Origin of the sequence: Xanthomonas arboricola (assembly GCF_002940665.1) — a bacterium.
Classification (GTDB): Bacteria; Pseudomonadota; Gammaproteobacteria; order Xanthomonadales; family Xanthomonadaceae; genus Xanthomonas; species Xanthomonas arboricola_B.
This window is the reverse complement of record NZ_MIGY01000001.1, coordinates 719456-737736: the sequence shown is the minus strand read 5'-3', so window position 1 is coordinate 737736 and position 18281 is coordinate 719456. Positions and strand designations below refer to the sequence as shown.

Genomic DNA, 18281 nt, shown 5'->3' with positions numbered 1-18281 from the left:
CTGTGCGGAATGACTCAAGAGGCGGCAAACACCGGGCGGGTCAGATTTTCGGGGGCGCCATCGGTGCACACCACCTCGTCTTCGATGCGGATGCCGCCGTAAGGTTTGAACTGCGCAACGCGCGCCCAGTCGACGCTGGCGGCGTAACCGTTCTTCTTCACGTCGTCCAGCAACATGTCGATGAAGTACACCCCCGGTTCGATGGTGACAACCATGCCCGCTTCCAGCACGCGGGTCAGGCGCAGATAGGGGTGGCCGGCGGGGCGTTCGATGCGGCCGCCGCGGTCGCTGGCCGCAAAGCCCGCCACGTCGTGCACCTGCAGGCCGATCAGATGGCCCAGCCCGTGCGGGAAGAATGCGGCGCTGACGCCGGTGGCGAGCGCAGCTTCCGGCGACACGGTGAGGATGCCGAAGTCCTTGAGGATGCCCATCAAGGCCAGATGCGCATCCACATGCAACTGCTTGTAATCCACGCCGCTGCGCACGCCCTGGCCCATGCGGATCTGTGCGGCATCCACCGCGTCGATCAGGGCCTGGAATTCGCTGCCGGGGTCGGCGGCATAGGTGCGGGTGATGTCGCTGGCATAGCCGTAGGCCGAAGCGCCGGCATCGATCAGGAAGCTGAGCAGCGGTTGTGGCGGCCGCTGGCCGAGTTCGGTGTAGTGCAGCACCGCGCCGTGTTCGTTGAGCGCGATGATGTTGCCGTAGGGCAGTTCGTTGGCGTCCTGACCGACAGCGGCGCAATAGGCCATATGGATGCCGAACTCGCTCTCGCCGGCGCGAAAGGCCGCTTCGGCGGCGCGATGGCCGCGCACTGCCAACTGCTGGGCGATGCGCAGCAATGCCAGTTCGTATGGCGTCTTGAAGGCGCGCTGGTAGTCCAGGTAATCGAGCACCGGCTGCGGATTGTTGGGCACATACGCACCGAGCGCGCTCTGCGCCTCGCCCAGGATGGCGCAACGGTCGATCTGCCTGGGCAGCAACGCCAAGGCCTGGTCCGGGGTGCGGATGATGTGGATGTCGCAGTGCTCCACCCACCAGCCGCTCGGTGCGTCGGGCACGACATGCCAATAGTCGAACGGCTGGCAGAAGATCACCGTCGGGCGCTTGCCGGGGGTGTAGACCAGCCAGCTGTTGGGCACCCGCGTCAGTGGCACCCAGGCCTTGAAGTGCGGATTGACCGCATAGGGATAGTCGCGGTCGTCGAATACCTGGTAATGCAAGCTGCCGCTGGGCACCACCAGGTGGTCGAAGCCGCCGCGCTGCAGCGCCTCGTCTGCGCGCGCGATCAGCGTGCGCAGGTGATCGGAATACAAAGGGCTCAAGGACGGCTGGGGCATGCGGGGCTCGATCGGCAATGCAAAGGCAGGACGTGATTTTGCCGCAATCGTGGTGATGCTGTCCTTCAGCCCAGCATGTGTTCTTCGGCAATCCAGGCGCGCAGGCGCTGGCGATGCGGCCCGGACATGGTCAGGAAGCGGAAGCCGGCCCAGGCCTGCCCGGGTGCGTGCGCGGCTTCGGTCCACAACAGATGCACGCCGACATCGATCTCGGTGGCACGGCCGCTGCGCTCGGGCAGGTTGAAGCGCAATTGATACAAGGCATCCTCATGCAGCGGAACCGAGGCCAGCAGCAGCATGCCGGTTTCCGAGATATTGCCGACCCGGCCGATCTGCGCCTCGCTGAGCATGTCGGTGACCGGTACCAGGTCCGAAGGCTGGCGGCGCGGTGCGCGGCGGGTGTCCTGGATCATGGGTTGACCTCTGCAGCGGGCGCCTGGCCGGCCAGGCTGCGCAGCGTGCGCACGGTGGCATGCCAGGCACGGTCGATCAGGCGCGATTTCTCTTCGACCAGCAGGCGCGCCTGGCCGCCGGCCATCAGCCGCGACAATCCATCCAGCGAGTGCTCGGCAACCTTTTGCCCACGCTGATTGACGAACAGCGCGTTGCCGGTCATCGGGCTGTACCAGGACAGCCGTTGCCGGCGCAGGTCGCCCTGTTGGTTGATCACGAACTCGAACCAGCTGCCGAACGGCAGGCTGCGCAGCTGCGTGTACCACGCCTCTTCGGCCGGCGAACGCGGGGTGTTTGTTTCCTGGTGCGATGCGCTGTCGCCCTGGTCGCCCAGCCGTGTGCGCGCCCTGAGCCTGGCGGTGAGCTCGGTGCGCGAGGTCGTCTCGTCCTCGCCGCCCGGCGTGGACAGGCGCCGCGCGATCGCTGCGGCTTCATCCTGGTGATAGCCGACCTGCAGCAGCGCGGTTTCGATATCGGCGCCGAGCGCGATGTCGGTAGGTTGCTCCTTGCTGAGGCAGGTGACTTCGGCGATGCGCGCGGTCAGTGCCTGGCGCTCGTCCCATTCGGGCGATTGCTCGCCCTGGCGCAGCAGCGTCAGCGTCAGTACGTCCGACCACGCCTGACGCAGCAGCGACTGCACGAAACGCGGCGGGGCGCTCTGCTCGCACAGCTGCTCGATGCGCGCCTCGGACTGCTGCTTGGCCGACTCCAGCCGCTCCTTGCCACGCGCCGCATCCACATGGCGCCGCTCGGCGAGGTCGGCCTTGCGCGCCAATGCGCGCAGATGCGCCTGGATATCGTCGTTGGCCGCGGCGAACACGGCCTCGTCGCCCTGGTAGTCGTTGAGGATCCTGTCGACTGCGCTTCCCAGCTTGTGCAGCAGCTGCGGGTCGACGTCGTCGTCGCCCAGCCATACCGCGCCGGACTCGGCCACGGTGTTGAGCAATTCGCGTACCGGGTGCTGGTCGCGCACGAAGAAATGCGTATCGGCCAAGGCCGCCCGCACCACCGGGACCTGCAATTTGGCGAGCAGGGCCTGCGCCGGGGTCTGCTCGCGCACTTCGCGCTGCATCTGCGCGTAGAGCAGGCCGAGCAGATCGAAGGTGTCGGTGTCCTGCGGCGACAGCGTGGCGTCGGAGCCGTGTTGCGTCCGCAGCAACGCCAGTACCTGCCGCTGCACCGCATCGATGCCGGTGGGCTGCGCTGCCGCTACCTGTTCCGCCAGCGTGCCCTGCAGGCTGGCCAGCGCGTCGCTGAGCGCGGCTTTGGGCACGGCCGTGGAGGCAAGCTGGGGAGGTGATCTTTCAGGTGTTGCCTGCGCGCCTGTCGCAGGCGCTGCGCCGTGATTTGCAGAACGGTGATGCGCAGCTGTGCTTCCCTCGCCGGCCGCCTGCGACTGACGCGCCGACGACATCAGGCCGCCGAGCGCCTGCACTGCATCGCTCAGGGCAGGGGCTGCCTGCTCACCGTATGTCGCCCCTGCCAGTGTCATCGGCATAGCCGGCGGATCCAGCAGGGCGCTCTGCCATGGTGTCGGCGCCGATTGCCCGCTCCAGCCGGTTGCAGGTCGCCCGTTGCGCGGCGGCAGCGCGCGCGCGCGGCCGGCCGCAGCATCCTTCGGTGCGGTGGCCGGTGCAGGCGGTGCGCGTCGCGTCTGCTCCTGTGTGGGTTTGACCAGGTACGGGTGATAGATCAGCCCCGGCAGGATGCCTTCCTGCGCGAGCGTGCCGTTGGCGCGCTCGTACAGATCGTTCAAACGCTCGATCACCTGACGCTCGAACACGCGGTAGAGCGTCAGCTGCCCATCCAGGCTCAGTCCCAGCGTCTGGCCGCACTGGCGCAGCACGCGGCACAGGGCGTAAGGCCCCAGCGGCAATGCTTCCAGTTCGAATTCGGCCACCGCGCCGATCACCGCCACTCGCTGCGCCAGCAATTGCAGCGCAGCGGCCCTGCGGGAAGTCTCGCGACGCGCAATCTCGCTGAGCACGATATCGCGATCGATATCGGTGTCTTCCACCAGGGTGAGCATCTGCGGATGCGCTGAAGCATCGGCTGCTGGCGTCAGCGATGGGCGATCGCGCAGCGTGGCCAGGTCCTGCGCCAGCTGCTGCAGAAATGCCTGCGGAAACCGATCGATGTGGTCACGCAGGCCGCGCATCTGCGCGTAGGTTTCGGCCTGGATCTGGCTGTTGCGTGCATGCTCGGCCTGATGCAGCAGCTCGCGTTCCAGTTCGACGATGGTCAGCCGCAGCGGCCCGTCGAGCGCCTGCACGCAGTGCACGTGCAGCGCGGCGAGCAGGCGCCGCCCGCGCACGGAAACCGGCGCATCGGCGATCGGGCCGCTGAGCGTGTGCTGCAGGGAAGAGGCGGGAGTGGACATCCGGGGAGGCGGGCTCGGTGCGAGGCGTGAGCTATGTAGCATGTTTTTCCATTGGTCAGCGACCGCGAGGGCGCACGACGCGCCTTGCCAGATGCGGTCGCCGCCCTGGTGCGGAAGGCGCACGTGGCGCGAAGTCGGCGGATCTGTGCGCCGCTGCCGTCGCGTGCGCTACCGACCACGGTGCGGCGTGATGGCTGTGTAGTGCCGCCACGCGATCGCCGCGGTCAGGCAAGAAACAGCTCGACCACGTCATTGGTGAAGCGGCGGCCCAGCTCGGTCGGCACCACGCGTCCGTCCTGTGCGGTCATCCAGCCTTGCGCGATCGCACGGGCCACAGGCAACTCGATGACCGACGCCGCCAGGCCGGTGGAGACTTCGAAATCGCGCAGCGCGAAGCCCTCGTGCAGGCGCAGCAGGTTGAGCATGTATTCGAACGGCAGCCGTTCGCGCGGCACGATCTCGTCGCCACCGATCGACGCCGCACTGCCGGCGCTGGCCAGGTAACTCTGCGGGTGCTTGTGCTTCCAGCGTCGCAGCACATGCTGTTCGGCGCCGGAGCTGATCTTGCCGTGCGCCCCGGCGCCGATGCCCAGGTAATCGCCGAAGCGCCAGTAATTGAGGTTGTGGGCGCATTGCCGCCCGGGCCTGGCGTAGGCGCTCACTTCGTACTGCGCGTAGCCGGCCTCGGCCAGCAGGCGCTGGCAATGCTCCTGGATGTCCCAGGCCGCATCGTCGTCGGGAATGCCCTTGGGCGGCCGCGCGAAGAACACCGTGTTCGGCTCCAGCGTGAGCTGGTAATGCGACAGGTGGGTGGGCTGCAACGCAAAGGCGCGTTCGAGATCGCGTTCGGCCTGCGCCAGGGTCTGCTCGGGCAGCGCATACATCAGGTCGATATTGAAATTGTCGTAGCCGGCATCCTGTGCCAGCTTGATCGCACGCTCGGCCTCGGCACTGTCGTGGATGCGACCGAGCCGCTGCAGCGCCACATCGTCGAAGGTCTGCACACCGAAGCTCAGCCGGTTCACGCCGGCGGCGCGGTAGCCGTCGAAGCGGCCATGCTCGGCGGTGCCTGGATTGGTTTCCAGGGTGATCTCCAGATTCGGTGCAAAGCGCAGCCGCGCGGCAGCCGCCTGCAGGAAGCGGTCGATGGCCTGCGGCGGAAACAGGCTCGGCGTGCCACCGCCGAAGAACACCGAATGCACCACGCGTCCCCACACCAGCGGCAGGTCCGCATCAAGGTCGCGGATCAACGCATCCACGTATTCCTCGAACGGGAGTGCGCCCTTGGCCGCATGCGAATTGAAATCGCAGTACGGACATTTGCGCACGCACCAGGGCAGGTGCACGTAGAGCGACAGCGGCGGTGGGATCAGGTCGGGCACTGCATCAGGCCATCGGTCACAGCGACAGGGCGTGCAGCTTGTGCTGCAGCGTGGCCAGCGCCACCGCACGGTGACTCAGCCGGTTCTTCAACGCACTATCCATCTGCGCCGCGGTCAGGCCATGCACCGGGTCCAGAAACACCGGGTTGTAGCCGAAGCCGCCATCGCCGCGCGGCTCGGTGGCGATCACCCCTTCCCAGCTGCCTTCGGCGATCAGCGGCTGCGGGTCTTCCGGGTGACGCAGCAGCACGATCACCGCGTAGAACCGCGCGCTGCGGCGCTCGGCCGGCACGGCGCGCATGGCATCGAGCAGTTTGGCGTTGTTGGCGTTCGCATCGGTCGGGCTGCCGGCGTAGCGCGCGCTGTACAGGCCGGGTGCGCCGCCGAGGGCATCGACGATCAGGCCGGAGTCGTCGGCCAGTGCCGGCAGGCCGGTGACCGCACTGGCGTGGCGCGCCTTGATCAAGGCGTTCTCGACGAAGGTCAGGCCGGTTTCCGGCACATCGTCCACGCCGAGCTCGCCTTGCGCCACGATGCGCAGCGGCAGGCCGGCGAGCATGGCGCGCAGTTCTTCCAGCTTGCCGGCGTTGCCGCTGGCCAGGACCAGTTGTTTCATTGCTTGGGCTCCAGCAGGTCCCACTTGGTGCCGTACAGATCGCGGAACACCACAACCGTGCCGTACGGCTCCTCGCGCGGAGTTTCCAGGAATTCCACGCCGAACGCCTGCATCGCCGCGTGGTCGCGCCAGAAGTCGTCGGTGTAGAGAAAATGATCCACCCGCCCACCGGTCTGGTCGCCGATGCGCGCGCGCTGGGCGTCGTCGGCCGGCTGCGCGAGCAGCAAGGCGGCCTCCTGCGCGCCGCCTGGGCCGATCACGACCCAACGCTTGCCGTCGCCAAGTGCGCGATCCTCCAGCACCTGGAAACCCAGCGCGCCGGTATACCAGGCGACTGCCGCGTCGTAATCGGCGACCAGCAGGGTGGTCAGGGCGATGCGCCGGCTCATCCGGCCAGCGCAGCGCGTTGCAGGGCGAACAATTCGCTCATGCCTTGTTCGGCAAGTGCGAGCAGCGCGTTGAGTTCGTCACGACGGAAGGCGTGGCCTTCGGCGGTGCCCTGCAGCTCGATGAAGCCACCGCCATCATTCATCACCACATTCATGTCGGTGTCGCAGTCGCTGTCTTCGGGGTAATCCAGGTCCAGCACCGGCTCGCCGCGATAGATGCCCACCGACACCGCGGCCACGGCGCCGATCAGCGGGTGCTTCTTGATGTCGCCGCGCTTGAGCAGCAGGTTCACCGCATCGGCCAGCGCCACGTAGGCACCGGTGATCGCGGCGGTGCGGGTGCCGCCATCGGCCTGCAGCACGTCGCAGTCCAGGGTGATGGTGCGCTCGCCCAGGGCGTTGCGATCCACACAGGCGCGCAGTGCGCGGCCGATCAGGCGCTGGATTTCCAGCGTGCGCCCGCCTTGCTTGCCACGCGCGGCTTCGCGATCGGAACGGGTGTGGGTGGAGCGCGGCAGCATGCCGTATTCGGCGGTCACCCAGCCTTCGCCCTTGCCGCGCAGGAACCCCGGCACGCGGTTTTCCACGCTGGCGGTGCACAGCACGCGGGTGTCGCCAAAGCTGACCAGCACCGAGCCTTCGGCGTGACGGGTGAAGGCGCGTTCGATGCGCACCGGGCGCAGCTGGTCGGCCGTGCGGCCGCTGGGACGGGAAAAGGTCATGCGATGAGTCCGGAAGTCGGGAGGTGGGTCTGGGTCGGCGCGTGGCGGGGCGGTCAGTCAGCGCGGGCCGCTAGGGTACCATTCGCGCTTTGAAGGCACGGGACTGACGATGATTCGAAGCATGACCGCGTTTGCTGGTGGCGAACGCATCACGCCCTGGGGCACGCTCGGTTGCGAGCTGCGCTCGGTCAACCATCGGTTTCTGGAAGTGGGCGTGCGCCTGCCCGAAGAACTGCGTGCGCTGGAGCCGCTGCTGCGCGAGCGCGTGGCAGCGAAAAACAGCCGCGGCAAGCTGGATCTGGCGCTGCGCCTGCGCGCGCCGGACAACGCGCAGACCCTGGCGGTGAACGAATCGCTGCTGCAGGAACTGGGTGCACTGGCCACGCGCCTGGACGGCATGTTTCCCAGGCTGCAGGTCGGCTTCACCGATCTGCTGCAGCTGCCCGGCGTGCTGCAGGTGCAGGACGTGGACGCGCCGGCATTGCAGGCGCAGGCCCTGGCATTGCTGGACGAGGTGGTGGACAGTTTCGTTGCCGCGCGCGAGCGCGAAGGCGGCAAGCTGGCCGATGCGATCAGCGAGCGGGTCGATGCGATCGAACGCATCGCCGCCGAGGTGCGCACGCTGATTCCCGTCATCCGCGAAGGTCAGCGCGCCAAGCTGGCCGCCCGCCTGGCCGATCTGCCGCATCCGGTGGACCCGGGGCGCGCCGAGCAGGAACTGGTGCTGTGGCTGCAGAAACTGGACGTGGACGAAGAGCTCGACCGCCTGTCCAGCCACATCGCCGAGATCCGCCGCGTGCTCAGGCAACGCGAGCCGGTCGGCCGCCGCCTGGACTTCCTGCTGCAGGAGTTCAACCGTGAAGCCAACACGCTCGGCTCCAAGTCGGTGGACAGCCGCACCTCCAACGCCGCGGTGGATCTGAAGGTGCTGATCGACCAGATCCGCGAGCAGGTGCAGAACATCGAATAGCCGGGAATAGGCAATCGGGAATGGGGAATCGTCAAAGCAGGTACGATTCACCCTTGGCCTGCTTGCTTGGCGCGGTGCCCCATTCCCCATTCCCGACTCTCTATTCCCTAAAATGCGCGGCACCCTCTATATCGTTGCGGCCCCTTCCGGCGCCGGCAAGAGCAGCATCGTCAACGCCACCCTGGCGCGCGATCCCAAGATCGCCCTGTCGATCTCGTTCACCTCGCGCGCGCCGCGGCCGGGCGAACGGCATGCCGAGCACTACCATTTCGTCTCCGCCGACGAGTTCCAGGGCATGATCGAAGCGGGCGACTTCTTCGAATATGCGCTGGTGCACGGCGACTGGAAGGGCACCGCGCGGCAGTCGGTGGAGCCGCAGCTGGCGGCCGGTCACGACGTGCTGCTGGAGATCGACTGGCAGGGCGCACGCCAGGTGCGCCAGAAGGTGCCCGATGCGGTCAGCGTGTTCATCCTGCCGCCGTCGCGCCAGGCGCTGGACGAGCGCATGCGCAAGCGCGGCCAGGACAGCGAGGACGTGATGGCGCAGCGTCTGGCTGCCGCCCGCGAAGAGATGCTGCATTTCGAGGAGTTCGATTACGTGATCATCAACGAGACCTTCGACACCGCTGTCTCGGAGATGTGCGCGATCTTCACCGCCAGCCGGCTGCGCCGGCAGGCGCAACAGCAGCGGCACGCGGAGTTGATCCAGGCCTTGCTGGACTGAGTGGGTCAAATCCCTGATTCCAAAGGAAACTGAATAGGCCCAGGTTGCCGTGACGGCGGCTCGGGCGTACACTCCGCCCCCTTTCCCTCATTCGATGCGCGGCCGTTACCGGTCGCCGGGAGCCCGCATGGCCCGCATTACCGTAGAAGATTGCCTGGAAGTCGTGAACAACCGTTTCGAGCTGGTCATGATGGCGTCCAAGCGCGCCCGTCAGCTCGCCAACGGCGTGCAGCCGTTGATCGAAAATGCCGACGCCAGCGACAAGCCCACCGTGATGGCGCTGCGCGAAATCGCCGCACGCCGGATCGACAATGCGCTGATCGACGAAGTCGAGAAGGCCGAGCGCGAGCGCGCCGAGCGCGAAGCGCTGGAATGGGCCGCTGCCGAAGTCGTCGCCGACGAAGACATGTCCAAGAACGACGATTGATCGTTCGCATCGCTGCGATCGATCTGAACAGCCCGCCACGTGCGGGCTGTTTTCGTTTCAGGCCCGCTTCGGCGTGTGCAGTGTGCAAACGTTTGCCGTGACTGCGTTGCTGGCATAGTCTTCCGGCATGAACCCAGGCCCCACTGCCCAGGCGACCGTCGTGACGTCTCCGTCTTCCGACCAGGCCATCCCCGACTACGTCCTGCACCTCGAACGCGCGGCCAGCTACCTTCCCAAGGAGCAGCTGCCGATCCTGCGGCGTGCCTGGGAAGTGGGCGCCACCGCGCATGCCGGCCAGACCCGCAAGTCGGGCGAGCCTTACATCACCCATCCGGTCGCGGTGGCCGGTGTGCTCGCCGAGCTCGGCCTGGACATGGAATCGCTGATCGCCGCGATCCTGCACGACACCATCGAAGACACCCCGCTGACCCGCGAAGAGCTGGCGTCGGAATTCGGCGAAGCGGTGGCCGAGCTGGTCGATGGCGTCACCAAGCTGGACAAGCTCAAGTTCCGAGACCGCCAGGAAGCGGCGGCGGAGAGCTTCCGCAAGATGCTGCTGGCGATGTCGCGCGACCTGCGCGTGATCATGATCAAGCTGGCCGACCGCCTGCACAACATGCGCACCCTGGGCGCGCAGAGCAGCGAGGCGCGCAGCCGCATTGCGCGCGAAACGCTCGAGATCTACGCGCCGATCGCCCAGCGCCTGGGCATGAGCCTGATCAAGTCCGAGCTGCAGAACCTGGGGTTCCGCGCGCTGTATCCCTGGCGTCACGCCATCATCGAGAAACATATCCGCAGCCAGCCGGTCGTGCGGCGCGAATCGATGGCGCAGGTGGAGGTGCAGTTGTCGCAGCGGCTGGCCAAGGAAGGGCTGGAGCATCGTCTGGTCAGCCGCATCAAGACGCCCTGGAGCATCTATTCCAAGATGCACGAAGAGAACAAGACCTTCGACCAGGTGATGGACGTGTTCGGCTTCCGCCTGGTGGTGCGCTCGGTCGCCGATTGCTATCACGCGCTGGGCGCGGTGCATGCCACCTTCAAGCCGCTGGACGGGCGCTTCCGCGATTTCATCGCCATCCCCAAGGCCAACGGCTACCAATCGCTGCACACCGTGCTGTTCGGCCCGTACGGCTCGCCGATCGAAGTGCAGATCCGCACCGAAGAGATGGACCTGATCGCCGAACGTGGCGTCGCCGCGCACTGGACCTACAAGGTCGGCTCGGCCTCGCCCAACAGCGCGCAGAGCCGTGCGCACGACTGGATCGTGGAGTTGATCGATTCGCAGCGCGCGGCAGGCTCGTCGCTGGAGTTCCTGGACAACGTCAAGGTCGACCTGTTCCCGGACGAGGTTTATCTGTTCACGCCCAAGGGCAAGATCCTGGCGCTGCCGCGCAACTCCACCGCGCTGGATTTCGCCTATGCGGTGCATACCGACGTGGGCAACCGCGCGGTCGCTTCGCGGGTGGACAAGAAGCTGGTGCCGCTGCGCACCAAGCTGGCCAGCGGCCAGGCGGTGGAAATCATCACCGCGCGCTCGGCCACGCCCAAGCCGCAGTGGCTGGAGTTCGTGGTCAGCAGCAAGGCGCGTACCGCGATCCGTCACCAGCTCAAGCAGCTCGAGCACGAGGATGCCGTGCAGCTCGGCCACCGCATGCTCGATCGCGCGCTGGAAGCGATGGACAGCTCGCTGGAGCGGCTGCCCAAGGGCCGCCTGGACGCTTTCCTCACCGAGCATCGCTATCCACGCCTGGAAGCCTTGCTGGCCGATGTGGCGCTGGGCAACTGGATGCCGACCCAGGCCGCGCAGGCGCTGATGGCCTACGCCGAACTGCGCGGTGGCGGCCATTCCAAGCATTCGCACGAAAAGATCCTGATCGACGGCAGCGAACGCGGCGTGATCAGCTTCGCCAACTGTTGCCAGCCGATTCCCGGCGACGAAATCATGGGTTACCACACCGCCGGCAAGGGCATCGTGGTGCACCGTCTGGACTGTCCAAACCTGGCCGAGCTGCGCAAATCGCCCGAACGCTGGGTGCCGATCGACTGGGACTCGGGCGTGACCGGCGATTACGACACCGCACTGGTGGTCGAGGTGGAAAACCGCACCGGCGTGCTGGCCCAGCTGGCCGCGGCGATCGCGCAGAGCCAGTCCAATATCGAACGCGTGGATTACCTGGACCGCGATTTCAATGCGGCGGTGCTGCGCTTCAACATTCAGGTCCGCGACCGCCGCCATCTGGCCGAGGTGATGCGCCGGCTGCGGCGGCTGCATGTGGTGCAGAGCGTGGGGCGGCAGTAAGGATTGCATGTCCTGCCGTTAGGCAGCGCTGCGGCCCACTGCCGACAGCGTGCACCGTGTCTCAGGCATGGTGCGGCGGCAGGTAGCATGCGTCGTCGTGCAGGTGCGCGGTCAAGCTCCACGCCGCCATTGCAGCGCGATCTGTTCGGTACGACGGGACGGTATCCGGCGATCGTCGCAAGCATCGTCGCAACAAGACCGTGCGCAACAGTCGAGCAAATCCGCACAAACGCCTAAACTGCTGCACACACCTTTGCAGTGGAGCTTCCATGTCCCAGATCATCCATACCGACCAGGCGCCTGCCGCCATCGGCCCGTATTCGCAGGCCGTGCGTGCCGGCAACACCGTGTATTTCTCCGGGCAGATCCCGCTGGATCCGGCCACCGGCGAAATCGTGCCGGGCGACATCGGCGCGCAGGCACGCCGCGCGTTCGACAACCTCAAGGCGGTGGCCGAAGCGGCCGGCGGCTCGCTCGACAAGATCGTGCGGCTGGGCCTGTACCTCACCGATCTCGGCCAGTTCGCCGCCGTCAACGCAGTGATGCAGGAGTACTTCCAGGCGCCGTTCCCGGCGCGTTCGACCATCGAGGTCTCCGGCCTGCCCAAGGGCGCCGGCTTCGAGGTCGATGCGGTGATGGTGCTCGACTGATCCAGCGCGGCTGATCCGAGCGCCTTGTCGTGCCGCGCGCAGCGACCGCCACCCCGCGCCTGGCCGCTGCAGGCCAGGCCTCGCTTGCCAGTCTGCCCGGCGTCGGCCCCAAGGTGGCCGAGAAATTCGCTGCGCGCGGCATCTTGACGCTGCAGGATCTGTGGCTGCATCTGCCGTTGCGCTACGAAGACCGCACGCGGCTGACCACGATCGCGCAGTTACAGAGCGGTGTGCCTGCGCAGATCGAAGGGCGTGTGGATGCGGTGGAGCGCGGCTTCCGTTACCGGCCGGTGTTGCGGGTGGCGGTTTCGGACGAGTCGCACGGCAGCGTGGTGCTGCGCTTCTTCCATTTCCGCGCGGCGCAGGTCGCGCAGTTCGCACCGGGCACGCGGTTGCGGGTGTTCGGCACGCCCAAGCCGGGACAGAACGGCTGGGAAATCGTGCACCCCAGTTACCGCGTGCTGGCACCGGGCGAGGATGCCGGGCTGGGTGACAGCCTGGATCCGGTCTATCCGGTGCTGGAAGGTGTAGGCCCGGCCACGTTGCGCAAACTCATCGGCCAGGCACTGGAGCGGTTGCCGGCCGAGGCCGCGCTGGAACTGCTGCCGCCGCACTGGCTGCAGGACGAACAACTGCCCTCGCTGCGCGCCGCGCTGCTGACCATGCATCGCCCGCCGGTGAACACCGACCCGCAGCAGCTGCTCGCAGGCGGGCATCCGGCCCAGCAGCGTCTGGCGATCGAAGAACTGTTGGCGCATCAACTCAGCCTGCGTCGCCAGCGTATCGCCTTGCAGCGCTTCCACGCACCGCTGCTGCCTGGCAACGGCACCCTGGTGCGGCAACTGCGCGCGGCATTGCCGTTCCAGCTCACCGGTGCCCAGCAGCGCGTGTTCGCGCAGATTGCCCACGACCTGGCAAGACCGTCGCCGATGCTGCGGCTGGTGCAGGGCGATGTCGGCAGCGGCAAGACCGTGGTCGCCGCATTGGCGGCGATGCTGGCGGTGGAGCAGGGCAAGCAGGTCGCACTGGCCGCGCCGACCGAGCTGCTGGCCGAGCAGCACCTCACCAACCTGCGTGGCTGGCTGGAACCGCTGGGCGTGCGCATCGTCTGGCTGGCCGGCAAGGTCACCGGCAAGGCACGCGCCGCAGCGATGGCCGAGGTGGCCTCCGGCCAGGCGCAGGTGGTGGTCGGCACGCATGCCCTGATGCAGGAGGCGGTGGTCTTCCACGATCTGGCGCTGGCCATCATCGACGAGCAGCACCGCTTCGGCGTGCACCAGCGCCTGGCCTTGCGCGACAAGGGTGCGGCCGCCGGCAGCGTGCCGCATCAATTGGTGATGACCGCCACGCCGATCCCGCGCACCCTGGCGATGTCCACCTATGCGGATCTGGATGTCTCGGCCATCGACGAACTACCACCCGGGCGCACGCCGGTGCAGACCATCGTGCTCAGTGCCGAGCGTCGGCCGGACCTGGTCGAGCGCATCCGCGCCGCCTGCGCCGAGGGGCGCCAGGCGTATTGGGTCTGCACCTTGATCGAAGAAAGCGAAGAGCCCGGCAAGGGCGCGCCCAGTGGCCCGCCAAGGATTGAAGCCCAGGCGGCGGAGGCCACCTTCGAAGCCCTGTCCGCACAATTGCCCGGCGTGCGCGTGGCGCTGGTGCACGGGCGCATGAAAGCGGCGGAAAAACAGAAGGCCATGCTGGATTTCAAGCAGGGCCATACCGATCTGCTGGTCGCCACCACGGTGATCGAGGTCGGCGTGGACGTGCCCAATGCCTCGCTGATGATCATCGAGAATGCCGAGCGCCTGGGTCTGGCGCAGTTGCACCAGTTGCGCGGCCGGGTCGGGCGCGGCGCGGCCGCGTCCAGCTGCGTGCTGCTGTATCAGGCCCCGTTGTCGATGATGGCGCGGCAACGCCTGGAAACCATGCGCCAGACCAGCGACGGCTTCGTGATTGCGGAAAAGGATCTGGAGCTGCGCGGCCCCGGCGAATTGCTGGGTACGCGGCAGACCGGCCTGGCCAGTTTCCGCATCGCCGATCTCACCCGCGATGCCGGACTGTTGCCGCGCGTGCAGGTGCTCGCCGAGCGGCTGTTGGCCGAAGCGCCGGAGATTGCCGACCGCGTGGTCGCGCGCTGGATCGGCAGCGCGGTGCGTTACGCCGCCGCGTGAGCGGCGGGGATTGGGATTCGGGATTGGTCAGAGCTAGCTGCTGCGGCCTGTAGGTTCGCGTGACCGGCCGATCCTTGCGAAGATGCGGCAACGAATCCCGAATGACCAATTCCCAATCCCATGACAAACAAGATACCGCTGCTGATCGACACCGACCCGGGCGTGGACGACGCGCTGGCCTTGCTGATGGCCTTCAACGATACCCGGCATGACGTCGTTGGCCTGACCATCGCCGCCGGCAACGTGGGCCTGGAGCACACCGTGCGCAATGCCTTGAAGGTCTGCGAGATTGCCGGGCGTGAGGATATACCGGTCTATGCGGGCTGCCCGCAGCCGCTGCTGCACCCCTCGGTGGACGCGGCGCATGTGCATGGCATCGACGGCTTCGGCGATGTCGGCTTGGTGCCGGCCAAACGCACTGCCGAGACCGAGCACGCCGCGCTGGCCATCCTGCGCCTGTCGCACGAATACGCCGGCGAGCTGTTGCTGGTCGCGCTCGGCCCGCTGACCAATCTGGCCCTGGCCCTGACGCTGGATCCGACCCTGCCGCAGCGCGTGGCGCGGCTGGTGGTGATGGGCGGTGCGCTGACCGGGCACGGCAACATCACCGCCGCAGCCGAATTCAATATCGGCTTCGACCCGGAAGCGGCGCATATCGTGTTCCGCGGCTTTCCGCAGTTCGACGTGGCCGACTGGGAAGCCACCGTCGCGCACGGTCTGCTGCATCGCGATGTCGAGCAATGGCTGACGGCCGACTCCGCGCAGGCGCGTTTCTACGAGGAGATCTCGCGCAAGACCCGCCTGTGGTCCGAAGACAGCCGCGGCGAGTACTGGTACGCCGCCGACGCGCTGGCGATGGCGTTCGCGCTGCACCCGGAGGGCGCGCAGCGGCTGGAGCAGCGGCCGGTGCATATCGAGCTGACCGGCACCCACACCCGCGGCATGACCCTGGTGGACTGGGATCGCCGGGATGGCACCCCCGACAACGCCAACCTGTTGCTGGACTACGATCGCCAGCGATTCTTCGGCCTGGTCGCAGGGGCCCTGGCGGCAAGCTAGGGCGATCTTGCGCCGAGCGCCTGGTGGCCGCTATAATGCCCGGCTTATCCAGGCAGCCCGGCGCCAAGTCCATGAAAGATAACGTTCATCCCAGCTACAACGACGTCGTCTTCCACGACGTGACGTCCGATTTCAAGATTCTGACCCGTTCCACCATGAGCTCGAAAGAGACCGTGAAGTGGGAAGATGGCCAGGAATATCCGCTGATCAAGGTGGATATTTCCTCGGCCTCGCACCCGTTCTATACCGGCAAGCACAAGGTGATCGACACCGGCGGCCGGATCGACAAGTTCCAGAAGCGCTACGCGCGCTGAGCTTGCAGGACGGGCTGTACCGGCAACGGCCGCGCATTGCGCGGCCGTTGTTTTTTGGGGCGTTGGCAACTTCGCTTTCACGCCTTCGACGGGGCCGTCTACGACTTCTGTCCAAGCGACGGCCAAAATGTTGCTGTGCGATAATGACGTGATCCGGGGCGATGCCCTGGACTTCCATCACGTGCCTGCCCGCTTGGTGACAGGTGCCTTCCACTGAAGGAGCGTACACAGTGTCCGATCTTGATCAGGTCACGCTCAACGCCGGCGACAAGTCGGTCGTTCTGCCGGTTCTCAAGCCCACGCTTGGCAATGATTGCGTCGATATTTCAAAGCTGACCAAAGAAACCGGTCTGTTTACCTACGACTCGGGCTTTACCGCCACCGCCAGCTGCAAGTCGGCCATCACCTATATCGATGGCGACAACGGCGTGTTGCTGTATCGCGGCTACCCGATCGAACAGTTGGCCGAGAAGTCCAGCTTCCTCGAAGTCTCGTACCTGCTGATGAACGGCGAGCTGCCGACCGCGGACGAATTCAAGAAGTTCGACCACGAAGTCACGCATCACACGATGATGCACGAGTCGCTGAAGAACTTCCTCGGTGGCTTCCGTCATGACGCCCACCCGATGGCCATGCTGGCCGGTTCGGTTGCCTCCCTGTCGGCGTTCTACCACGACACGCTGGACCTCAACGATCCGGAGCAGCGCCGCCAGGCCGCCATCCGTCTGATCGCCAAGGTGCCGACCCTGGCTGCTGCCGCGTACCGCTATTCGATCGGCTGGCCGATCCGCTACCCGCGCAACAACCTCAACTACGTCGACCGCTTCCTGCACATGATGTTCGAAGTGCCGAGCGAGCCGCTGGAGATCAATCCGGTGGTGGCCAAGGCGCTGGATCTGCTGTTCATCCTGCACGCCGATCACGAGCAGAATGCCTCGACCTCGACCGTGCGTCTGGTCGGTTCGACCGGTGCCAATCCGTACGCTTCGGTCGCAGCGGGCATCACCGCGCTGTGGGGCCCGGCACACGGTGGCGCCAACGAAGCCGTGTTGAAGATGCTGGAAGAGATCGGCACCGCCGACAACGTCGAGTCCGCCGTGGCCAAGGCCAAGGACAAGAACTCCTCGTTCCGTCTGATGGGCTTCGGTCACCGCGTCTACAAGAACTTCGACCCGCGCGCCAAGATCATCCGCGAGATGACCCACAAGGTGCTGGGCGAGTTGGGTGTCAACGATCCCCTGCTGGAAGTGGCGCTGAAGCTGGAAGAAGCGGCGCTGAAGGACGACTACTTCGTGCAGCGCAAGCTGTATCCGAACGTCGACTTCTACTCGGGCCTGATCTACAAGGCGCTGAACATTCCGGTGGAAATGTTCACCGTGATGTTCGCCATCGCACGCACCGCCGGCTGGGTGTCGCATTGGCTGGAGCAGCAGGTCGATCCGGAAATGAAGATCGGCCGTCCGCGCCAGATCTACACCGGCTACGACAAGCGCGACTACACCGACGCCGGTCAGCGCTAAGCGCTTGCGGTTGTCTGCTTGAACGAACGCCCCGCATTGCGGGGCGTTTGCTTTTACGGGGTAGCGATGTGGTCGGCGCGCGCGCGTGATGACGCGCTGCGATCAGCGCGCGCGGGGCAGGGCGTCGCCGCTGTCGTCTTCTGCCAAGAGCTGACGCAGCTGGGCGGCGGAGGCGCGCTGCATCGGTTTTTCGTCCAGCGGCGACAACGGCGCCTGGCGCAGGGCGTCATACGGCAGCACGGTCAGGTCGAAGGTCAGCTCTTCGGCGCTGAACAACCACACCGGAAACTCGGCAGTGCGCTCGCGGTCCAGCCGTAGCCGGCGCGTACGCAGTTCGGCCGGAATGCGATGTTCTTCCAAAAATCGCTGCACGGCGTCGGCATCGTCGCTGTGCAGCTGCAGCTGTACCGGCGCATTGGCGTCGGCCGTGCCATCGAGCACCGGGCCGGCCAGGCGCGGCTGGAACGGGCTGAGGAACTCCAGCGCGCGCAATGCGGCCTCGCGGCGTTGGCGCAGCCGCACCCCGTGCCCAGGCCCGGCGAACAGGCGTTGATGCTCGCGCAATGCATCTTCGATCTCGCGATTGCGGGGCAGCGATGCGTCGTCGTGGATGCCCAACCGGCTGGCCGCCTTGAGCTTGGCCTGATGAAAATCGCGGATGCCGCCTTCGGCCATCAACCGGGCCGCTTCGTGCGCCAGACGGTGGCGCCGTTCTCGGGTTCGCGTATCGGCGTGTTCGCGCGCGTGATGCATGACCGGGCTCCCCTAATGAACCTGGTTCGACTCTACAACAGCGGCATGAAGAGGTGGCGAACGCGTCGCGCTTACCCCGAAAGGGCAATCACGCAACGGTGATTGCCCA

The 18281-nt window shown here is 66.6% G+C and carries 17 protein-coding genes; 9 read left to right on the top strand and 8 right to left on the bottom strand.

Annotation, left to right across the window (positions count from 1 at the left end; genetic code table 11):
- Window positions 1-14: 14 nt before the first annotated feature.
- The 7 genes from pepQ to rph form a co-directional block, all read right to left on the bottom strand.
- Window positions 15-1340 carry a Xaa-Pro dipeptidase gene (gene pepQ / locus XarjCFBP7645_RS03200; RefSeq protein WP_104536202.1) on the bottom strand — a complete coding sequence of 442 codons (1326 nt, stop codon included), beginning with the start codon at window positions 1338-1340 and terminating at the stop codon, window positions 15-17.
- Window positions 1341-1405: 65 nt separating this feature from the next.
- Window positions 1406-1753 carry a PilZ domain-containing protein gene (locus XarjCFBP7645_RS03195; protein ID WP_104536201.1) on the bottom strand — a complete coding sequence of 116 codons (348 nt, stop codon included), beginning with the start codon at window positions 1751-1753 and terminating at the stop codon, window positions 1406-1408.
- A complete protein-coding gene (locus XarjCFBP7645_RS03190; protein ID WP_104536200.1) occupies window positions 1750-4173 on the bottom strand; it encodes a DUF1631 domain-containing protein in 2424 nt (807 codons plus the stop codon). Before XarjCFBP7645_RS03190 ends, XarjCFBP7645_RS03195 begins: the two co-directional genes overlap by 4 nt.
- A 224-nt stretch (window positions 4174-4397) precedes the next feature.
- Entirely contained in the window at window positions 4398-5555 is a 1158-nt protein-coding gene (gene hemW, locus XarjCFBP7645_RS03185; RefSeq protein ID WP_104536199.1) for a radical SAM family heme chaperone HemW, read from the bottom strand.
- A 16-nt stretch (window positions 5556-5571) separates the two neighbouring features.
- Window positions 5572-6171, bottom strand: a complete 600-nt coding sequence (rdgB, locus tag XarjCFBP7645_RS03180) for an RdgB/HAM1 family non-canonical purine NTP pyrophosphatase (RefSeq protein ID WP_166774176.1) — start codon at window positions 6169-6171, stop codon at window positions 5572-5574.
- Window positions 6168-6560: a VOC family protein gene (locus XarjCFBP7645_RS03175; RefSeq protein WP_104536197.1), complete on the bottom strand. Its 393-nt coding sequence runs from the start codon at window positions 6558-6560 to the stop codon at window positions 6168-6170. The genes rdgB and XarjCFBP7645_RS03175 overlap by 4 nt, the downstream gene beginning before the upstream one ends.
- Entirely contained in the window at window positions 6557-7282 is a 726-nt protein-coding gene (rph, locus tag XarjCFBP7645_RS03170) for a ribonuclease PH (protein WP_024938119.1), read from the bottom strand. Before rph ends, XarjCFBP7645_RS03175 begins: the two co-directional genes overlap by 4 nt.
- Before the next feature lie 109 nt (window positions 7283-7391).
- Between rph and XarjCFBP7645_RS03165 the strand changes: the two genes are divergently transcribed.
- The 9 genes from XarjCFBP7645_RS03165 (at window position 7392) to XarjCFBP7645_RS03125 (ending at window position 17419) form a co-directional block, all read left to right on the top strand.
- Window positions 7392-8252 (top strand): YicC/YloC family endoribonuclease, encoded by an 861-nt coding sequence (locus XarjCFBP7645_RS03165; RefSeq protein ID WP_054592128.1) that lies wholly within the window; start codon window positions 7392-7394, stop codon window positions 8250-8252.
- Between the two features lie 112 nt (window positions 8253-8364).
- The gene (gene gmk, locus XarjCFBP7645_RS03160; protein WP_104536196.1) at window positions 8365-8976 is read left to right on the top strand and encodes a guanylate kinase; all 612 of its coding nucleotides are present in this window, start codon (window positions 8365-8367) and stop codon (window positions 8974-8976) included.
- Window positions 8977-9103: 127 nt separating this feature from the next.
- On the top strand, window positions 9104-9403 hold the full coding sequence (gene rpoZ, locus XarjCFBP7645_RS03155) for a DNA-directed RNA polymerase subunit omega (protein ID WP_002812428.1): 300 nt from the start codon (window positions 9104-9106) through the stop codon (window positions 9401-9403).
- A 127-nt stretch (window positions 9404-9530) separates the two neighbouring features.
- Window positions 9531-11702 carry a RelA/SpoT family protein gene (locus XarjCFBP7645_RS03150; RefSeq protein WP_104536195.1) on the top strand — a complete coding sequence of 724 codons (2172 nt, stop codon included), beginning with the start codon at window positions 9531-9533 and terminating at the stop codon, window positions 11700-11702.
- Between the two features lie 269 nt (window positions 11703-11971).
- Window positions 11972-12352 (top strand): RidA family protein, encoded by a 381-nt coding sequence (locus XarjCFBP7645_RS03145; RefSeq protein WP_011038342.1) that lies wholly within the window; start codon window positions 11972-11974, stop codon window positions 12350-12352.
- Between the two features lie 29 nt (window positions 12353-12381).
- On the top strand, window positions 12382-14526 hold the full coding sequence (gene recG, locus XarjCFBP7645_RS03140) for an ATP-dependent DNA helicase RecG (protein ID WP_104536194.1): 2145 nt from the start codon (window positions 12382-12384) through the stop codon (window positions 14524-14526).
- A 120-nt stretch (window positions 14527-14646) separates the two neighbouring features.
- On the top strand, window positions 14647-15585 hold the full coding sequence (locus XarjCFBP7645_RS03135) for a nucleoside hydrolase (RefSeq protein WP_104536193.1): 939 nt from the start codon (window positions 14647-14649) through the stop codon (window positions 15583-15585).
- Window positions 15586-15656: 71 nt separating this feature from the next.
- Entirely contained in the window at window positions 15657-15899 is a 243-nt protein-coding gene (locus XarjCFBP7645_RS03130; RefSeq protein WP_024938126.1) for a type B 50S ribosomal protein L31, read from the top strand.
- 230 nt (window positions 15900-16129) lie between these two features.
- Window positions 16130-17419 carry a citrate synthase gene (locus tag XarjCFBP7645_RS03125; RefSeq protein WP_024938127.1) on the top strand — a complete coding sequence of 430 codons (1290 nt, stop codon included), beginning with the start codon at window positions 16130-16132 and terminating at the stop codon, window positions 17417-17419.
- Window positions 17420-17521: 102 nt separating this feature from the next.
- Here XarjCFBP7645_RS03125 and XarjCFBP7645_RS03120 read toward each other — a convergent pair whose 3' ends face one another.
- Window positions 17522-18172, bottom strand: coding sequence for a hypothetical protein (locus XarjCFBP7645_RS03120; protein ID WP_104536192.1), 651 nt, complete (start codon window positions 18170-18172; stop codon window positions 17522-17524).
- Between the last annotated feature and the right edge of the window lie 109 nt (window positions 18173-18281).